Origin of the sequence: Pseudomonas sp. R11F, from assembly GCF_050312575.1 — a bacterium.
Taxonomy (GTDB): Bacteria; Pseudomonadota; Gammaproteobacteria; order Pseudomonadales; family Pseudomonadaceae; genus Aquipseudomonas; species Aquipseudomonas palleroniana.
The window spans coordinates 189,470-205,954 of sequence record NZ_JBNPJU010000057.1; the positions used below are offsets into that span (position 1 = coordinate 189,470).

At 60.8% G+C, this 16,485-nt stretch carries 17 protein-coding genes; 2 read left to right on the forward strand and 15 right to left on the reverse strand.

All coding sequences use genetic code 11. The features are described 5' to 3' along the window. Positions 1 to 60: 60 nt before the first annotated feature. The 7 genes from ACQRBV_RS16435 to minC all read right to left on the reverse strand — a co-directional run bounded on the left by ACQRBV_RS16435 (position 61) and on the right by minC (position 6,880). Complete coding sequence (locus ACQRBV_RS16435; RefSeq protein WP_411985136.1) at positions 61 to 2,226, reverse strand: mechanosensitive ion channel family protein; 2,166 nt, start codon at positions 2,224 to 2,226, stop codon at positions 61 to 63. A gap of 72 nt (positions 2,227 to 2,298) precedes the next feature. Then, positions 2,299 to 2,466, reverse strand: coding sequence for a hypothetical protein (locus ACQRBV_RS16440; protein WP_162492707.1), 168 nt, complete (start codon positions 2,464 to 2,466; stop codon positions 2,299 to 2,301). Positions 2,467 to 2,677: 211 nt separating this feature from the next. Continuing rightward, positions 2,678 to 3,967 (reverse strand): M18 family aminopeptidase, encoded by a 1,290-nt coding sequence (locus tag ACQRBV_RS16445; protein WP_161549153.1) that lies wholly within the window; start codon positions 3,965 to 3,967, stop codon positions 2,678 to 2,680. 171 nt (positions 3,968 to 4,138) lie between these two features. Continuing rightward, positions 4,139 to 4,774 carry an RluA family pseudouridine synthase gene (locus ACQRBV_RS16450; protein WP_005789965.1) on the reverse strand — a complete coding sequence of 212 codons (636 nt, stop codon included), beginning with the start codon at positions 4,772 to 4,774 and terminating at the stop codon, positions 4,139 to 4,141. A 96-nt stretch (positions 4,775 to 4,870) separates the two neighbouring features. Next, the gene (minE, locus tag ACQRBV_RS16455; RefSeq protein ID WP_010208824.1) at positions 4,871 to 5,125 is read right to left on the reverse strand and encodes a cell division topological specificity factor MinE; all 255 of its coding nucleotides are present in this window, start codon (positions 5,123 to 5,125) and stop codon (positions 4,871 to 4,873) included. A 3-nt stretch (positions 5,126 to 5,128) separates the two neighbouring features. Next, positions 5,129 to 5,941, reverse strand: coding sequence for a septum site-determining protein MinD (gene minD / locus ACQRBV_RS16460; protein WP_060755981.1), 813 nt, complete (start codon positions 5,939 to 5,941; stop codon positions 5,129 to 5,131). A 201-nt stretch (positions 5,942 to 6,142) separates the two neighbouring features. Beyond that, on the reverse strand, positions 6,143 to 6,880 hold the full coding sequence (gene minC / locus ACQRBV_RS16465) for a septum site-determining protein MinC (RefSeq protein WP_060755980.1): 738 nt from the start codon (positions 6,878 to 6,880) through the stop codon (positions 6,143 to 6,145). Positions 6,881 to 6,999: 119 nt separating this feature from the next. Here minC and ACQRBV_RS16470 point away from each other — a divergent pair, with 119 nt between their 5' ends. Both ACQRBV_RS16470 and ACQRBV_RS16475 read left to right on the forward strand, forming a co-directional pair. Beyond that, positions 7,000 to 7,935, forward strand: coding sequence for a lipid A biosynthesis lauroyl acyltransferase (locus ACQRBV_RS16470; RefSeq protein WP_060755979.1), 936 nt, complete (start codon positions 7,000 to 7,002; stop codon positions 7,933 to 7,935). 28 nt (positions 7,936 to 7,963) lie between these two features. Beyond that, positions 7,964 to 9,094 carry a patatin-like phospholipase family protein gene (locus ACQRBV_RS16475; RefSeq protein ID WP_060755978.1) on the forward strand — a complete coding sequence of 377 codons (1,131 nt, stop codon included), beginning with the start codon at positions 7,964 to 7,966 and terminating at the stop codon, positions 9,092 to 9,094. 37 nt (positions 9,095 to 9,131) lie between these two features. On the opposite strand, the gene ACQRBV_RS16480 is transcribed toward ACQRBV_RS16475, so the two are convergent. The 8 genes from ACQRBV_RS16480 to puuE all read right to left on the reverse strand — a co-directional run bounded on the left by ACQRBV_RS16480 (position 9,132) and on the right by puuE (position 16,263). Further along, positions 9,132 to 9,917, reverse strand: coding sequence for an outer membrane protein OmpK (locus ACQRBV_RS16480; RefSeq protein ID WP_090369585.1), 786 nt, complete (start codon positions 9,915 to 9,917; stop codon positions 9,132 to 9,134). A 22-nt stretch (positions 9,918 to 9,939) separates the two neighbouring features. Next, positions 9,940 to 10,308 carry a hypothetical protein gene (locus ACQRBV_RS16485; RefSeq protein ID WP_143038197.1) on the reverse strand — a complete coding sequence of 123 codons (369 nt, stop codon included), beginning with the start codon at positions 10,306 to 10,308 and terminating at the stop codon, positions 9,940 to 9,942. Between the two features lie 44 nt (positions 10,309 to 10,352). Next, positions 10,353 to 11,696: a nucleobase:cation symporter-2 family protein gene (locus tag ACQRBV_RS16490; RefSeq protein ID WP_060755976.1), complete on the reverse strand. Its 1,344-nt coding sequence runs from the start codon at positions 11,694 to 11,696 to the stop codon at positions 10,353 to 10,355. A 153-nt stretch (positions 11,697 to 11,849) separates the two neighbouring features. Next, the gene (locus tag ACQRBV_RS16495; protein WP_411985135.1) at positions 11,850 to 13,148 is read right to left on the reverse strand and encodes a urate hydroxylase PuuD; all 1,299 of its coding nucleotides are present in this window, start codon (positions 13,146 to 13,148) and stop codon (positions 11,850 to 11,852) included. A 51-nt stretch (positions 13,149 to 13,199) separates the two neighbouring features. Further along, positions 13,200 to 13,703, reverse strand: a complete 504-nt coding sequence (locus tag ACQRBV_RS16500) for an ureidoglycolate lyase (protein WP_090369593.1) — start codon at positions 13,701 to 13,703, stop codon at positions 13,200 to 13,202. A gap of 84 nt (positions 13,704 to 13,787) precedes the next feature. Further along, the gene (alc, locus tag ACQRBV_RS16505; protein ID WP_090369595.1) at positions 13,788 to 14,783 is read right to left on the reverse strand and encodes an allantoicase; all 996 of its coding nucleotides are present in this window, start codon (positions 14,781 to 14,783) and stop codon (positions 13,788 to 13,790) included. 41 nt (positions 14,784 to 14,824) lie between these two features. Beyond that, positions 14,825 to 15,340, reverse strand: coding sequence for a 2-oxo-4-hydroxy-4-carboxy-5-ureidoimidazoline decarboxylase (gene uraD / locus ACQRBV_RS16510; protein WP_411985134.1), 516 nt, complete (start codon positions 15,338 to 15,340; stop codon positions 14,825 to 14,827). Further along, entirely contained in the window at positions 15,337 to 16,263 is a 927-nt protein-coding gene (puuE, locus tag ACQRBV_RS16515) for an allantoinase PuuE (protein WP_060755971.1), read from the reverse strand. The genes uraD and puuE overlap by 4 nt, the downstream gene beginning before the upstream one ends. Positions 16,264 to 16,485 lie beyond the last annotated feature (222 nt).

Below are 16,485 nucleotides of genomic sequence, written 5' to 3' on the forward strand. Positions count from 1 at the left end.
AAAAAGTATCATTGCGGTGTGTTGGTGTAGATCAGTCGCCGCTTTGATACCTCTCCCTCTTTATTGTTGTTGATCTTTCTCCTGCACGCTGCCGGCCGTGACCACCTGCACACTCAGGCGCGGTGTCGCCAGATCGAGCCCGGCTTCATCCAGATGACGCTTGAGCGACAGGTTGAACGCCCGCGAGACTTCCCACTGCTTGATGGGCGCGGTTTTGAAGCGTGCCCGCAGGATGGCGCTGCCGGATTCGAAGCTTTCTACCCCCTGAATCTCCAGCGGTGACCAGATATTGCGGCGCTGCAGCGGGTCGTTACGCATTTTCTGGCCGACGTCGCGCATCAGCTTGATCGCGTCGTCGATTTCCATGTTGTAGGGGATCGCCACCCGGAAAATCGCATAGCCGAACTCCCGCGAGTAGTTCTTGATGCTCTTGATTTCACTGAATGGGATGGTGTGCACGATGCCGTCGATGTCGCGCAGGCGCACGGTACGAATAGTCAGGCCCTCTACGGTGCCGAGGTGGCCGCCGACGTCCACGTAGTCATCGATGGCCAGGGAGTCTTCGATGATGATGAACAGGCCGGTGATCAAGTCCGCCACCAGCGACTGTGCGCCAAAACCGATGGCCAGGCCGATCACACCGGCACCTGCCAGCAGTGGCGTGACGTTCATGCCCATGTTCGCCAGGGCGACGATAGCGGCGATGATGAAGATGGTCACGAACAGCACGTTGCGGATCAACGGCATCATGGTTTGCGCACGGGCATTGGCCAGGCCTTTGCGCGAGCGGGTCAGGGCGTGGTGAATGGCTGTGTCGCTGAGGATCCAGATCAGCCAGGCAAACAGCAGCGTACCGCCCAGGCCGAACAGCTTGACGCTGATCTCATGGCCGTCGCCTTCGGTAAAGCGGATCAGCGACAAGCCCCACACACGAAGGCCCAGTTCAATGAACACCAGCCACACCAGCAGGTGGGCCAGGGTGTAGAAGAAGCTTTTCAGGCGTTCGGAGTACAAGGCATGACGCTTGTGCCCACGTTGCGGCTTGAGGGCGTGGCGGCGTACCAGGCCGTTGATCACCATGCACAGCACCAGCAACACCGTGCACAACAATGACTGGCGCAGCGCCGTGCTGGTGTCGCCCGCCGACAGGAAGGTGGCGAACAGCGAAATGCCCACCAGCAGCAGCGCCGGCAAATACCAGAAGGTGCCGATGATGGACAGGGTATCGGTGAGGGCGCGGCGGGTGAGGCGGCGCGAGAGCGGTTGGTTGCGAATCAGGTGCGCGATGGGGCGACGGAAACGCAGGATAAACACGCCGGTGGAGAGCGCCGCCATCACATTGGCGACCGTCGCGGCGGTATGAGCCAGGTGCTGCCCCAGGGCCTGGACCAGCCGTGGGTCGCTCAAGGCTTCGCCGAACGCGGCAAAGCTGCCGATCCACCACAGCGGGCGGAAAGCCTGGTGGCGCAGGATATACAGGGCACGGTGGCGGTGCGGACCATCGAGCACGGAGAACGCAATCACACAGATCGCCGAGAAACAGGTGCCGACCACCAGCGCGTAGGCCAGCACCATCGCCAGGGATTTGCCCAGGGACGAGGGCAGGGCGTAGCTGAGGTAAACCGTGATGATCAAGGCGATCATCCAGGGGCCCAGCTTGCGCAGGGCGAAACGCACCATGTCCCAGGTGCGCGGGTGTTGCGGCAGTTCTTCCGGCAGGCCGAAACGTTCGCGTACGCGGTGGCTGAGCCAGATGAGCGCCGCCGCCAGCAGGCTCCAGACCGCCAGGATCACGGCAAAGCCGAAAATGATCGGCAGCCACTCGCTGGCCGGCAGCATCAGGGCGCCGAGTTCATCCTTGGCCTGGTCGACTTCATTGGACCAGCGCCCCAACGGGCTGTCGGCCCCGGAAAACTGCGATTCAAGACCCGCCAGGGTGCCGCCGATCAGCCCGAGTACGCCTTGTTCGGCGGCGGGTTGAGCCTTTTGGGTGGCTTCGCGCAGCTTCTTCAGGTCGCTCAGCAGCTGAGTGCGCTGCTGGTCGTTTTCCAGGGTCTTGATCACCTCATCCAGCGACTGCCCCAGGGGCACTTCGGCCTGGGGTTGCGGTTTGGTGGTGCTGCCCAGCAGGCCGGGCAAGCTCACGGCTTGGGCAGGCGCCAGCGGCAACAGCGTGAGCAGGGCGATCAGGATAGAGCAGGGCAGGGCGAACAGACGGGAGAACACGAGGCGGTCAACCTTGGAAACGACGAATTGACCGAGTGTACGAGGCCGCTATGCCCAATGCGAGTGCATTTGTCATTCCGCCAGTTTGGCGAGGATCTTGTACACCACGGTACCCAGGATCAGCAGCATGCCGATCCACATGCCGAATACGCCGAGGGGCTTGTCACGAAAGTTGAAACCCACGGCCAGCATGATCATGCCGATCAGAATCGGGATAAGCATGGCGTGGAAAGAGGACATGGAGATCATGGGGCGACGGCCTTGTCGGAGTGGGAATACTGACAAGTCTAGGTCGGATTGCAGAAAGTGCAGATGATGCAGGTCAGGTTCACCCAAATCAAAATGTGGGAGGGGGCTTGCTCCCGATGGCCTGCATAGCAGGCCCATTTTTGAGGCCGCTGCGCGGCCTATCGGGAGCAAGCCCCCTCCCACATTTCCCCAGTATCAGGCATCAGGGCAAGTCGTGGCTCGCATAGAACGCACCCAGCACTTTCACCAGATGCGCCAGGTCGTGGCTGCCGCACAGCTCGCGAATGGAATGCATGGCAAACGTCGGCAGGCCGATGTCCACGGTACGCACACCCAGGTGGCTGGCGGTGATCGGGCCGATGGTCGAGCCGCAGCCCATGTCGCTGCGCACCACAAAGCTTTGCACCGGGACTTCCTGGGCCATGCACAGATGGCGGAAGAAGCCGGCGGTTTCGCTGTTGGTGGCGTAGCGCTGGTTGCTGTTGACCTTGATTACCGGGCCGGCGTTGAGTTTCGGGCCATGGTTGGCGTCGTGTTTCTCGGCGTAGTTCGGGTGCACGCCGTGGGCGTTGTCTGCCGACACCAACAGTGATTTCTGAATAGTGCGTACGAATTCATCACCTTCGGGTAACAGGCGGCGCAAGGTCTGTTCCAGCATCGGGCCATCGGCGCCGCACGCGGAGCAGGAACCGACTTCTTCGTGGTCGTTGCACACCAGCACGCAGGTTTCTTCGCTGTCACTGGTGAGCAAGGCTTGCAGGCCGGCGTAGCACGACAGCAGGTTGTCGAGGCGTGCGCCGGCGATGAAGTCGCCATTGAGGCCGATCACCGCTGCACTTTGCGTGTCGTAGAAACTCAGCTCGTAGTCGAGCACCACATCGGCATTCAACCCATGTTCCCGTGCCAGTTGCTCGGTGAGCACGGCGCGGAAGTCCACGCGCTCGTCACCGGCGAATTGCGCGAGGATCGGCGGCAGCTCGGTCTGGGCATTGATCGCCCAACCCTGGTTGGCTTCACGGTTCAGGTGAATGGCCAGGTTGGGAATGATGGCGATGGGCAGCTTGAAGTCGATCAACTGGCTTTCGACTTTGCCGTCACGGCGGAAGGTGACGCGGCCGGCCAGGGACAGGTCGCGGTCGAACCACGGTGCGAGAAGGGCGCCGCCATAGACTTCCACGCCCAGCTGCCAGAAGCCCTGGCGCTGCAGCTCCGGCTGGGGCTTGACCCGCAGGCACGGGCTGTCGGTGTGGGCGCCGACCAGGCGGATCCCGCCCTGCAGCGGCGAATGACGGCCGAGCTTGAAGGCAATGATCGAGGAATCGTTACGGGTGACGTAATAGCGGCCGTTGGCTTCGGTAGCCCAAGTTTCGCGCTCGTCGAGACGCTGATAGCCGGCCGCTTCCAGACGCTGGGCGAGAGCGGCAGTGGCATGAAAAGGAGTAGGGGAGGCCTTGAGGAAGTCGATCAGGCCTTGATTCAACGCTTCGCGCATAAATAGCTCCAGACAGCAATGCGCGGAGTTTACCGTTGGTGGCGAAAAGTGCACAGAACAAATGTGGGAGGGGGCTTGCTCCCGATAACAGAGTGTCAGTCACTGAATCCATGGACTGGCCCACCGCCATCGGGAGCAAGCCCCCTCCCACATTTTGATCGCATTGCCGGCTTAGAACGGGGCAGGGCACTCAAAGCGCAACCGCTCGCCGCTTTGCGGGTGCGTGAAGCTGAGCATGCTCGCATGCAGACACAGCCGCGGCCAGGCAGCCAGGGCCTGTTCATGGGCGTACAGGCCGTCACCGAGCAGCGGGTGGCCGATCGACAGCATGTGCACGCGCAGCTGGTGCGAGCGTCCGGTGATTGGCGTCAGTTCCACACGGCACCAGTCGCCGCAGCGCTCCAGCACCTTCCAGAACGTCAGCGCATGCTTGCCGAACTCGTGGTCCACGACATGCCGGGGTTTGGTCGGCGGGTCGTAGCGCAAGGGCAGGTCGATGCTGCCGCTGTCCAGCTCAGGCTGGCCCCAAGCCAATGCGGTGTAGGCTTTTTCGGTTTCGCGGTCGTGAAACTGACGAGACAATTCGCGGTGGGTGTCGGCGTCCCGAGCCAGCAGGATGATCCCGGAGGTTTCCCAATCCAGGCGATGGACAATGCGGGCTTCGGGGTAGCCGTTTTCCTGCAGGCGGGTGATCAGGCAGTCCTTGTTGTCATCGGCCCGGCCGGGCACGGAGAGCAACAGGGTCGGCTTGTTCACCACCAGGACAGCGTCGTCCTGATGCAGGATGTGAATATTGGACAGCGGCATCAAACAGCCTCGTAACAAACGCCAACGGCGGCTCGCCCACCCCGTTCCCCAACAGGGATCAAGGTGACCGAGCCGCCGTGGCGACCGCCCTTTCGATCAACGATCGGGCAGGGTGATATTGAGTTCCAGAATCGAGCAGCTGCCGTCATTTTCCAGGGCGACATGCACGTCATCGTTGCCGATATTGACGTACTTGCGGATCACCTCGACCAGTTCCTTCTGCAAGGCTGGCAGGTAGTCCGGTGTACTGCGTTGGCCGCGTTCGTGCGCCACGATGATCTGTAGACGCTCTTTCGCGACCGATGCGGTCGTTGGCTTCTTGTTGGCGCGAAAGAAGTCGAGAAATTTCATTGTTTAGTTGCCTCCAAAGATACGCTCGAAGAATCCCTTCTTCTTGACATCGAGGAAGCGATGTTCCACGGATTTGCCCAGCAGGCGATCGACGGCATCGCTGTACGCCTGGCCGGCGTCGCTCTGGTCGTCGAGAATCACCGGGACACCCTGGTTGGAAGCCTTCAGCACGGCCTGGGATTCCGGGATCACGCCCAGCAGGGTCACTGCGAGGATTTCCTTCACGTCTTCAACGCCGAGCATTTCGCCATTGCTGACGCGCTCAGGGTTGTAGCGGGTGAGCAGCAAGTGCTCCCTGATCGGGTCTTCGCCTTTTTCGGCACGCTGGGACTTGCTGGCCAACAGGCCCAGCATGCGGTCCGAGTCACGTACGGAAGACACTTCGGGGTTGGTCACCACGATGGCTTCGTCGGCGAAGTACATCGCCAGGTGAGCACCGGTTTCGATACCCGCCGGGGAGTCGCATACCACGTATTCGAAGGTTTCTTTCAGCTCGGCCAGGACTTTGCCTACGCCTTCTTTGGTCAGTGCGTCTTTGTCACGGGTCTGGCTGGCGGCCAGCACGTACAGGTTTTCAAGGCGCTTGTCCTTGATCAGGGCCTGTTGCAGGTTGGCTTCGCCGTTGACGACGTTGACGAAGTCGTACACCACGCGGCGTTCGCAGCCCATGATCAGGTCAAGGTTACGCAGGCCGACGTCGAAGTCGACGATAACTGTTTTATGACCGCGCAGAGCGAGGCCGGTACCGATAGCGGCGCTGGTGGTGGTCTTACCCACACCACCCTTGCCGGATGTAACCACGAGAATCTTGGCCAAGGTGTTTCACCCCTAAGGAAAAAGGACTTTTCAGCCCCTGAAAAACATCTCTTGAAACTCGCCGCAGGCGGACAGCCTTTGTAGGAAAAAACCGTTGTTTCCGCAGGGGAAGCGCCAGTCTTAACTTATTCCTACGCAAATCTTGCCGGTTTCGCTGTGCTATCAGAGTCTAGAGATGCTTGGAAAATGCGGCAGTATCCGTTAAAGCCGGATGATGTTCAACACGTCGCCCGACAGGCTGACCTGCACCCCGGCCCCCCACAGCGGATCACGGCGCAAATCTTCTGAAACCTTGTACTGGCCTGCGATGGAAACTAGCTCAGCGGTCAACTGCTGGCAAAAAATACGGGCCTTGGTATCACCCTTGATGCCGGCGAGGGCACGTCCGCGCATTGGGCCGTATACATGGATGTTCCCATCGGCCAGAAGTTCCGCCCCCGGGCTGACCGAGGCGACCACTACCAGGTCGCCGCCCTGGGCGTAAATCTGCTGCCCACCGCGTACGGGCGAGGTGATGATCTTTGTAGGCTTGATCGTCGGCTCAGGTGGTTTTTCCGGTTTTTTCTTCACTTCGCCTTCGGTTGGGTCAAGCGGACGCTCGCGGGCACCGGACGGCGGCAGTACTGGCAGTTCAATGGCGATGGCTGCGGCAATGTCTTCGATACGGCTGGCACGAATGGCCAGGGTCCGCAAACCATGGGAGCGGCACACGCGCATCAGCCCGGGCAGGTCGATGGCACCCTGGCCGGCCGGCAGTTTGTCGAGGGCCAGTACCAATGGGGCATTATTGAAAAAGTTCGGTGCCAGGGCGACCTTGGCGGCCAGTTGGCGGTCCAGGGCGTCGAGGTCGTTGCGGGCGAGTTCCAGTACGGTGATGGCGAGCATGCTGCCTTTCAGCTGGAACACGGGATCTTGGTCTAGCGGTTCGGTTTGGCTCATGGTCGGCAAAAGCGGCTTGTCACGAAAAGTGTCGAGACTTATAACGAGAACATCCGCGGGCCGCAAGCCGGGTCGAACCGTTGTAGAATGCGCGGCCCATGTCTTTACCGGAATCTGTAATGGATCGCCCGCGTTTTCGAGCTGCATTTTTTCACCCGCGTTTTTGGCTGTTATGGCTGGGACTCGGCCTGCTATGGCTGATCACTCAGTTGCCGTATCGGGCGTTGTTGACCATTGGTCGTTTACTCGGCGCCGGCATGTATCGCGTGGCCGGCGATCGTCGCCGTATTGCCGAGCGCAATCTGGAACTGTGCTTCCCGGAAAAGTCCGCCAAGGAACGCCAGCGACTGCTCAAGGAAAACTTTGCGTCCACCGGTATCGCCTTCTTTGAAATGGCCATGAGCTGGTGGTGGCCCAAGTCGCGCCTGGCACGGCTGGCCCATGTCGAAGGGTTGCAGCATCTCAAGCAGGCGCAACTGGAAGGCAAGGGCGTGATCCTGATGGCCCTGCACTTTACTACCCTGGAAATCGGCGCCGCCCTGCTCGGGCAGAAGCACACCATTGATGGCATGTACCGCGAGCACGGGAACCCGCTGTTCGATTTTATCCAGCGACGGGGGCGCGAGCGGCACAACCTCGATTCCTTGGCCGTCGAGCGTGACGACGTGCGCGGCATGCTCAAGTTGCTGCGCGCCGGCCGCGCGATCTGGTACGCACCGGATCAGGACTATGGCGCCAAGCAAAGCATTTTCGTGCCGCTGTTCGGCATCCAGGCCGCCACCGTCACCGCCACCAGCAAATTCGCGCGCCTGGGCAAGGCACTGGTGGTGCCGTTCACCCAGGAGCGCCTGGCCGATGGCAGTGGCTACCGCCTGGTGATCCACCCACCGTTGACGGACTTCCCCGGCGAAACCGATGAAATCGACTGCCTGCGCATCAACCAGTGGGTCGAAGCCTCGGTACGCGAATGCCCCGAGCAGTACCTGTGGACGCATCGCCGCTTCAAGAGCCGGCCGCCGGGTGAACCCAAGCTCTACGAAAAACGCCGTCGGTAAACCCTGACTTCCCCCATGGAGTGACGCAATGCGCCCAGCTGAACCGGTCACAGGCTTGATTCTTTCCGGCGGCGGGGCGCGAGCGGCGTATCAGGTGGGGGTGTTGGCGGCGATTGCCGAGCTGTTGCCGCCGGGAGCGCCGAACCCTTTCCCGGTGATCGTCGGCACCTCCGCCGGGGCGATCAACGCGGTGAGCCTGGCCAGCGGCGCTACGGACTTTACCGCCGCAATCCAACGCCTTACCGCCTTCTGGCAGGGTTTTCGCAGCCATCTGGTGCTGCGCAGCGACTGGCCGGGTGTGATCCGCCAGGCCAGTCGCTTTTTCATTCACAGCCTGCTGGGCCTGGGAGCGCAGGTGCCGGTGGCGCTGCTCAACAGCACGCCACTGCGCGAGCTGCTTAACGACAAACTGCACCTGCACGGTATTGACGAGGCCATCCGCAAACAGCATTTGCATGCCGTGGCGGTGACGGCTTTCGGCTACGAGTCCGGGCAGGCGACGACGTTCTACCAGGGCGGTCGTACCATCGACGCCTGGTTGCGCCATCGGCGTATCGGTGTGCCCGCCCGGTTGACGGTGGAACACCTGTTGGCCAGCTCGGCGATCCCCTTGCTGTTCGCTCCGGTCAAGCTCGACGAAGAATATTTCGGTGATGGCGCGGTGCGCCAGTCGGCGCCGATCAGTCCGGCCTTGCACCTGGGCGCGAGCCGGGTGCTGGTGGTGGGCGTGAGCGGCAACCCACGCGGCAATGAGCCTGCCACGCAACGCACCTACACCGGCCAACAGCCGACGCTGGCGCAGATTGGGGGGCACATGCTCAACAGCACCTTCATCGACAGCCTGGAGAGTGATATCGAACTGCTGGAGCGCTTGAACCAATTCAGCCAGGTCGCACCCGGAGTGGCGCCGGTGGAAGTGTTGGTGATTGCACCTAGCCAGCCGATCGATGAAATCGCGGCGCGGCATCGCCAGGAATTGCCGGCGGCGTTGCGCCTGTTCCTGCGTGGGCCTGGGGCGACCAGGACGAGCGGGGCGGGGGTGTTGAGTTACTTGCTGTTCGAGGCCGGATATTGCAGCGAGTTGATCGAACTGGGGCGGCGCGATGCGTTGGCCAAGCGCGCGGAAATCACTCGGTTCCTGGGGTTGTCCCCAAACTGAATGTGGGAGCAGGCAAGCCCGCTCCCCACAGGTTCAGTTAAAAGTGATACTTGACCAGCAGGCTCGCCGTGTCCTGGTTGGTCTTGAATGCGCCGCTGTCTTCAACCCCGTACTTGTTCTTCCAGTAGTCGTATTCGATACCGACATACAGCTGCTTTTCACCCCAGTGCAGCGCCTTGCCCAAGTCATATTTGATCTGTGGGTTGAAGTGCAGGTTGGCGTGGTAGGTGCCACGGGAGGTCTTGTCGTTATCCACCACCCAATCCATGAAGCCATCGATCAGCACATTCGAGTCGCCAACCGGGATGGTGTAAGACCAGACCGGTGTGATCTGCCAGATGTTGTCGCCCGGGCGATTGCCTTCGGTCTGGCGCTGGTAGAAGTTCAACTGGAAATAGTCGAAACCCGGGATGTTCAGGTCAAAGCCCGGGCCGAACAGGTATGACTCGTTATCGCCCTCGCCGAACTCATAAGTGAAAGCCAGCAATACATCTTTGATCGGGCCGAAAGACAGGTCCTTGTCGAAGATCTTGCCGAATGACAGCCGTGGGCTGAACTCGCCGTAATAAGTGTCCGGACCGACGTTGCCGTCTTCCTTGCCGTTGTAAAAGATACGGTCGACGAACAGGAAGTTATCGCCGTACTTCCAGGCATCGGCATGTTCGAACGTGACGGTTTGCTGGATCTGCGGGTTGATGGTGAAGTTCTTGCCCCACAGGTAGGTCAGGCTGTTGTTCTGCCACTGCAACAAATCGCCGGCTACGGCTTGGCCGCCGGCCAGCAGGGAACCTGCCAGCATCAGGCCTTTCAACATAGGTTTCATTCGGTGCTCCCGAGTCAAAGTTTTAGGTTTTTTGTTCTACGCAGGCGCTCTGGTGTGGCGCCTTTGGTTCGCTGCAAAAAATCGTCTGTTTGGTCAGCTTTAATGCTTTTAGCAAGAGCTGCGCCAAGCTGTTAAAAAAACCAATAAAACGCCTTCGGCTGCAGTTGATGCAGTCGAGTCCAGTGGTTTTCAGTGCACGTTGGCCGCAGACATTAGGCCCGGATAAGTTGGCCTTGCAGTCAGCTTTTACATTCGCTGTTTTTTTTTGAGTCGATTCGAGCGGGCGCGGAGAATACTGGCTCTCTGGCCTTGGCTCAAGTGCGCCGTAACAGAGCGCGTGGGGCGAGAATGGGGCGCGGCTTGTGGCCGGCCCCAGGTGAATGGCGTGCATGGGAGGTTCCCTGTTCATTATTGTTTTTATTGTTAACGAAGGAATCAGTGGGTAGGGGCGACAGCGGGTCGTTCGGCCCCCCCGAGGATGTTGAACAGTATGTTCAGCGACAATGCGCTGAGAGTGGCCATGGCAATCCCACTGTGGGTAATCGGGCTCATCCACAGCGGCAGCTGGGCGAAGAACTCCGGGCGCACCACCGGGATCAGGCCCATGCCGATGCTCACCGCCACCAGCAGTTGGTTGCGACGATCGGCGATGTCGGTTTCCTGCAGGATCTTGATGCCGGTCGCCGCCACCATCCCGAACATCGCAATCGCTGCACCGCCCAACACTGCCGGTGGAATCGATGCCACCAGAAAGGCCGCTTTGGGCAGCAGGCTCAGCACCAGCAGAAAGACCCCGGCCATGATCGTCACCGAGCGGCAGCGCACGCCGGTCATCTGTACCAGGCCGATGTTCTGGGCGAAGGAGGAATGCGTGAAAGTGTTGAAGAAGCCGGCGAAGAATGATGCGCCGGCATCACACAGCAAACCACGGCGCAGCATTTTTGGCGTGACTTCCTGGCCGGTGATCTTGCCCAGGGCGAGGAACATCCCGGTGGACTCGACGAAGATGATCACCACCACCAGGCACATCGACAGGATCGGCGCCAATTCGAACTTGGGCATGCCGAAATGCAGCGGCGTCACCACTTGCACCCACGGTGCCAGCGCCAGGCCGCTGAGGTCGACCATGCCGAGCATGCCGCACAAGCCATAGCCGAGCGCCATGCCAATCAGCACTGAGATGTTCACCCAGAAACCGCGCATGAAGCGGTTGATCAGCAGGATAGTGGCCAGTACCAGCGCGGCAATCGCCAGGTAAATCGGCGAGCCGAACGTGGCGGCGGCGCTGCCGCCACCGGCCCAGTTCACGGCCACCGGAAACAACGACAGGCCGATGGCGGTAATGACCGTACCGGTCACCAGCGGCGGGAAAAAGCGCACCACCTTGGACATGAACGGTGCGATCAGCATGCCGAAGAACCCGGCGGCAATGGTTGCACCGAAGATCCCTTGCAAGCCGATCCCGGGCATGCCGGCCATGGCGACCATGCTGCCGACCGCCGCGAAACTGGCGCCCATCATCACCGGCATACGAATGCCCACCGGGCCGATGCCGAACGACTGCACCAGGGTGGCGATACCAGCCACCAGCAGGTCGGCGTTGATCAGGAAGGCGATTTCTTCACGGCTGAGGCCTGCGGCCTGGCCAATGATCAGCGGCACGGCGACGGCGCCGCCGTACATGAGCAAGACGTGTTGCAGGCCGACCAGCAGCAGTTGCAAGAGGGGCAGGCGCACCATCGCGGGCGCGGCAGGGGGCTGCGTTTCTAACTGGGACATGCAACACCTCGAATCTTTTTATTGTTGTGTTGTTTGGAGCGCAATCTGTAGGAGGGGGCTTGCCCCCGATGGCGGTGGTTCAGTCACTGATGTTTTGAATGACACACTGCTATCGGGGGCAAGCCCCTGCCACATTGGAACTGTGTGAACCAATCAGTTGGTGCGGGCCCCCTGGTTGATCCAGGTGCCAATCAGATCCCGCTCCTGCTGGGTCATCTGGGTGATGTTGCCCAGCGGCATGATCTGGCTCGCCACGGCCTGCGCTTGAATGCGCGCCGCCTGCTGCTGGATCTGCGCCGGGGTGTCGAACATCACGCCGGCCGGGGCCGTGCTGAACAGGGGGCTGGTGGGCTTGGCCGAATGGCACACGGCGCAGCGTTCCTGGATCACCCCGTGCACCTTGTCGAAATCAATCGTGGCCTGGGCGGGCGCAGCCGCCGGTTCAGCTGCGGGTGCCGTCGGCGCAGCAGGTTTCAGGCCGCCACCCAACGCCGTTTCCGGCAAGGGCTGGTACTCGATAGCGGCGGGGGCCTTGGCTACGTCCGGTGCGGTTGCCAGCGGTTTCGGGCCGGTCACGTACGCCAGGCAAATCATCGCCAGCGCACCGACCGGTAAGGTCCACGCGTACTTCTGGCTGTTGTGCCGGGTGTTGAAGTAGTGCCGTACCAACACCGCCGCCACTGCGATACCGGCAAGGATCAGCCAGTTGTATTGGCTGCCGTAGGTGCTCGGGAAGTGGTTGCTGATCATGATGAACAGCACCGGCAAGGTGAAGTAGTTGTTGTGTCGCGAACGCAGCAGCCCCTTGGCCGGCAAGGCCGGGTCAGGCGTGCGGTTTTGCGCGATGGCCGCTACCAGTGCGCGCTGGGCGGGCATGATGATACGGAACACGTTACCGACCATGATGGTGCCGATCACGGCACCCACGTGCAGGTAGGCGCCGCGGCCGCTGAACACCTTGCTGAAACCGTACGCGGCGGCAATCAACAGCACGAACAGGATCAAGCCGAGCAGGGCTGGGCGCTTGCCCAGGGCCGAGTCGCAGAGGAAGGAGTAGACGAACCAGCCGACGAACAGCGAACCGATGCCCAGCAGTACGCCTTCCGGGCCGCTGAGGCTGCTGCCGGGGGCGAGCAGGTACAAGGTCGGGTTGGAATAGAACACCACGCACAGCAGCGCAATGCCCGACATCCAGGTGAAATAGGCTTCCCATTTGAACCAGTGCAGGTTGTCCGGCATGGTCGGTGGGGCCAGTTTGTATTTTTCCAGGTGGTAGATACCGCCACCGTGGATCGCCCACAAGTCACCGGCCAGGCCGTCCTTGGGGTTGACGCGGTTGAGGTTGTTTTCCAGCCAGACGAAATAGAAGGATGCGCCGATCCAGGCGACGCCGGTGATCATGTGAACCCAGCGCACGCTCAGGTTCAGCCATTCCAACAGATGTGCTTCCACAGTCTTTACCTCTCGCCTGTCACCCTTGTTGTCGGGTGATCAGACCTTCTCTTATTGGTGGGGGGCGAGGATCAAACGCTCATCCTCTTTGAAAAAATGCTCATCGCAGTTATTGCCTGTGCCACTGCGATCAACCACCAGGAAGTCATCCCGCTTTTCGATCGTCAGCACCGGGTGGTGCCAGACGCCGCGATGGTAATTGATGCCCTGCCTGCCGTTGGTGACGAAGGCGCGGACCAAGCCTGATACAGGTGCATCGCCAAGTGGCGCGACCACGATCAGAAAGGGGTTGCCGAGCAGCGGAATGAAAGCCTGGCTGCCCAGCGGGTGTCTCTCCAGCATGCACACGGTCAGCGGCATCGGCAGCGCGTCGGCGCGGAAGATGCTGATGATCGCGTTGTCTTCTGGCGTGGCGGTTTCTACCGTCGCCAGCTTGTGAAAGCGCATGGTCGACCCGTTGTTGATCATGAAGTGATCGCTGCCATCGGTTTCGATAACGTCTCCGAAAGGGGCAAAGGCTTCTTTGGTCAGGGGTTCGATCATCAGTGTGCGCATGGCTGTCTTCTTAATCTTGTCTATTGATCGCTCCCACGCTCTGCGTGGGAACGTTGCCCTGGACGCTCCGCGTCCGCTCAGGCGTTACTTGGCGACTTTGCCGAGGACACGCAGGCGACTCACACCGCCATCCGGGAACACGTTCAGGCGGATGTGGGTAATCGGCCCGAGTGCCTTGATCTGTTCGGCGAAGGTGTGTTCGGCATGCATTTCCAGCTTCTGCGCCGGCAGCAGTTCGCGCCAGAACAGCGACTGGGTTTCGATCTGGCTGTCGGTGCCGCCTTTCACGAATGCGCCCTGGATCGAGCAGGTGTCCGGGTAGTTGCCCTTGAAGTGCAGGGTGTCGACGATGATCTTCTCGATCTCGCCCGGATGGCCCAGGGCGACGATCACCCAGTCATTGCCCGGTGTACGACGACGCGCGGTTTCCCAGCCGTCGCCCATGTTGATGCCACGGCCCGGGTTCAGAATGTTGCTCATGCGGCCGAAGTGTTCATCGGAGCAGGCCAGGGCGCGACCGCCGTTCAGTGCGGCAGCCAGGTCGACCTGTTCGTTGTCACCCACCGACGACCAGTCGCGGAACGGCACACCGTACACACGCAGACGGGCCACGCCGCCGTCCGGGTAGATGTTGAAGCGCAGGTGGCTGAACGCCTGGTCGTTGTTGATTTCATGGTAGTGGTGGCTGTTGCCTTGCAGCTCGACGGCCGACAGCACTTCCACCCACTGGGTGTTTTCGTCAGGGTCGCCCGAGGCCAGGAAGCAGGCTTCCAGGGACGCCGACGGCGGGTAGTTGCCGGTGAAGAATGAAGTGTCGATGTCCACGCCCTTGATCGAGCCCGGTACGCCCAGGCGGATCACGGCACTGTCGTAGCCTTCGAAGCGCTTGCGGCGTGACTCCCAGCCGTCCATCCACTTGCCGTTGTCATCGAAAACGCCCTCCTTCCACACGGCCGGGGTCGGCTGGAACAGGCGGTTGGCGTCGGCGAACCAGTCATCGGTCACCGAGAGGATCTTGGTGCCCAGGCGGGCATCGGCCAGGTTGACGAACTTTTCGAAAGGTACGGGTTGCGCTTTCATTCTTCTTGTCTGCCTTGGATTGAGTGGCTGGGGATGGTCGTTTAGAGGGTCAGTAATCGGAACAACGCGATCTTGTTGATCTCGGCCAGGGCGCATTTGAACTCGGTGTCCACCGGGTTGTGAATGCGCGTTTCGAACGCGGCCAGGATCTGGTGCCGGTTGCTGCCTTTTACCGCCATGATGAAGGGAAACTTGAACTTGGCCTTATAGGCTTCGTTCAGCTCGGTGAAGCGAGAGAACTCTTCGGCCGTGCACTGGTGAATCCCCGCGCCGGCCTGTTCATCAGTGCTGGCTGCGGTCAGTTGGCCCTGGACGGCGGCTTTGCCGGCCAGGTCCGGGTGAGCGTTGATCAGGGCCAGCTGGCTGGCGTGATCGGCGCTCAACAGGATATCGCTCATGCGTTGGTGCAGGGTCTCGATCTGGTCGATCGACGCATCCTGGCCCAGGTCGAAGGCTTTTTCGGCCACCCATGGCGAATGTTCGTAGATGTCGGCGAAGGCGTTGACGAATTCGTCGCGGCTCAGGGTCGAGGGTTTCAGGCTCTGGAATGCAGTCATTTCGCCGCTCCCGCATAGGGATGGGTCGCTTGCCAGTGACGCGCAATGTCCACCCGGCGAGTGAACCAGACGTGCTCGTGACCCTTGACGTATTCAATGAACCGCTTCAACGAAGCCAGGCGCGCAGGACGGCCGATCAGGCGGCAATGCAGGCCGATCGAAAGCATCTTCGGGGCCTCGGCGCCTTCGGCGTAAAGCACGTCGAACGCATCTTTGAGGTACTCGAAAAAGTCATCGCCCTTGTTGAACCCCTGCACCTGGGTGAAGCGCATGTCGTTGGTGTCCAGGGTGTAGGGGATCACCAGGTGCGGCTTGCCGGTGGGGTTGTTGGGTTCCCAGTAGGGCAGGTCATCGTCGTAGGTGTCGCTGTCGTAGAGGAAACCGCCTTCCTCCATCACCAGCCGCCGTGTGTTGGGGCCGGTGCGCCCGGTGTACCAGCCCAGTGGGCGCTCGCCGGTCAATTCGGTAAGGATGCGGATAGCTTCGAGCATGTGCTCGCGTTCCTGGGCCTCATCCATGTACTGGTAGTCGATCCAGCGATAGCCATGGCTGCAGATCTCATGGCCGGCGTCGACCATGGCGCGGATCACATCCGGATGGCGTTGGGCGGCCATGGCTACGGCGAAGATGGTCAGCGGAATATCGAATGCCTTGAACAGCTTGAGAATGCGCCACACACCGGCCCGGCTGCCGTATTCGTACAGCGACTCCATGCTCATGTTGCGTGCGCCCTGCAGCGGCTGGGCCGAGACCATTTCCGAGAGGAAGGCTTCGGACTCTTTGTCACCATGCAAGATATTGCGCTCACCACCTTCTTCGTAGTTGAGTACGAAAGACAGCGCAATGCGCGCCTTGCCCGGCCAATGGGGGTGAGGAGGGTTACTGCCGTAACCGATCAGGTCGCGTGGGTAGTCAGCGCTCACTGCAGTCTTCCTTCTTGTTCGTCGTGTTGGCGATGAGTGATTGTATACAACTTATCAGCCACTTTGTAAGCCCGCATTTCTGCATTTTTTCTGCGGGACGCTGTGTGAATGGTGTAGCAAGAAACTTGCCTGGTTGGTCAGCTAATGGACAAAAGGTCGTTTAAAAGCAAGGATTACGTATGAATCGCCTGTTTGAGTACCAGCCGCGGACTGATGCAAAGG

Bases quoted from the DNA above. Each gene is read 5' to 3' on its own strand.
- ACQRBV_RS16440 (WP_162492707.1), bottom strand. From the start codon at position 2,466: ATGTCCTCTTTCCACGCCATGCTTATCCCGATTCTGATCGGCATGATC.
- ACQRBV_RS16445 (WP_161549153.1), bottom strand. From the start codon at position 3,967: ATGCGCGAAGCGTTGAATCAAGGCCTGATCGACTTCCTCAAGGCCTCC.
- ACQRBV_RS16450 (WP_005789965.1), bottom strand. From the start codon at position 4,774: ATGCCGCTGTCCAATATTCACATCCTGCATCAGGACGACGCTGTCCTG.
- minE (WP_010208824.1), bottom strand. From the start codon at position 5,125: ATGAAATTTCTCGACTTCTTTCGCGCCAACAAGAAGCCAACGACCGCA.
- minC (WP_060755980.1), bottom strand. From the start codon at position 6,880: ATGAGCCAAACCGAACCGCTAGACCAAGATCCCGTGTTCCAGCTGAAA.
- ACQRBV_RS16470 (WP_060755979.1), top strand. From the start codon at position 7,000: ATGGATCGCCCGCGTTTTCGAGCTGCATTTTTTCACCCGCGTTTTTGG.
- ACQRBV_RS16475 (WP_060755978.1), top strand. From the start codon at position 7,964: ATGCGCCCAGCTGAACCGGTCACAGGCTTGATTCTTTCCGGCGGCGGG.
- ACQRBV_RS16480 (WP_090369585.1), bottom strand. From the start codon at position 9,917: ATGAAACCTATGTTGAAAGGCCTGATGCTGGCAGGTTCCCTGCTGGCC.
- ACQRBV_RS16485 (WP_143038197.1), bottom strand. From the start codon at position 10,308: ATGCACGCCATTCACCTGGGGCCGGCCACAAGCCGCGCCCCATTCTCG.
- ACQRBV_RS16490 (WP_060755976.1), bottom strand. From the start codon at position 11,696: ATGTCCCAGTTAGAAACGCAGCCCCCTGCCGCGCCCGCGATGGTGCGC.
- ACQRBV_RS16500 (WP_090369593.1), bottom strand. From the start codon at position 13,703: ATGCGCACACTGATGATCGAACCCCTGACCAAAGAAGCCTTTGCCCCT.
- alc (WP_090369595.1), bottom strand. From the start codon at position 14,783: ATGAAAGCGCAACCCGTACCTTTCGAAAAGTTCGTCAACCTGGCCGAT.
- uraD (WP_411985134.1), bottom strand. From the start codon at position 15,340: ATGACTGCATTCCAGAGCCTGAAACCCTCGACCCTGAGCCGCGACGAA.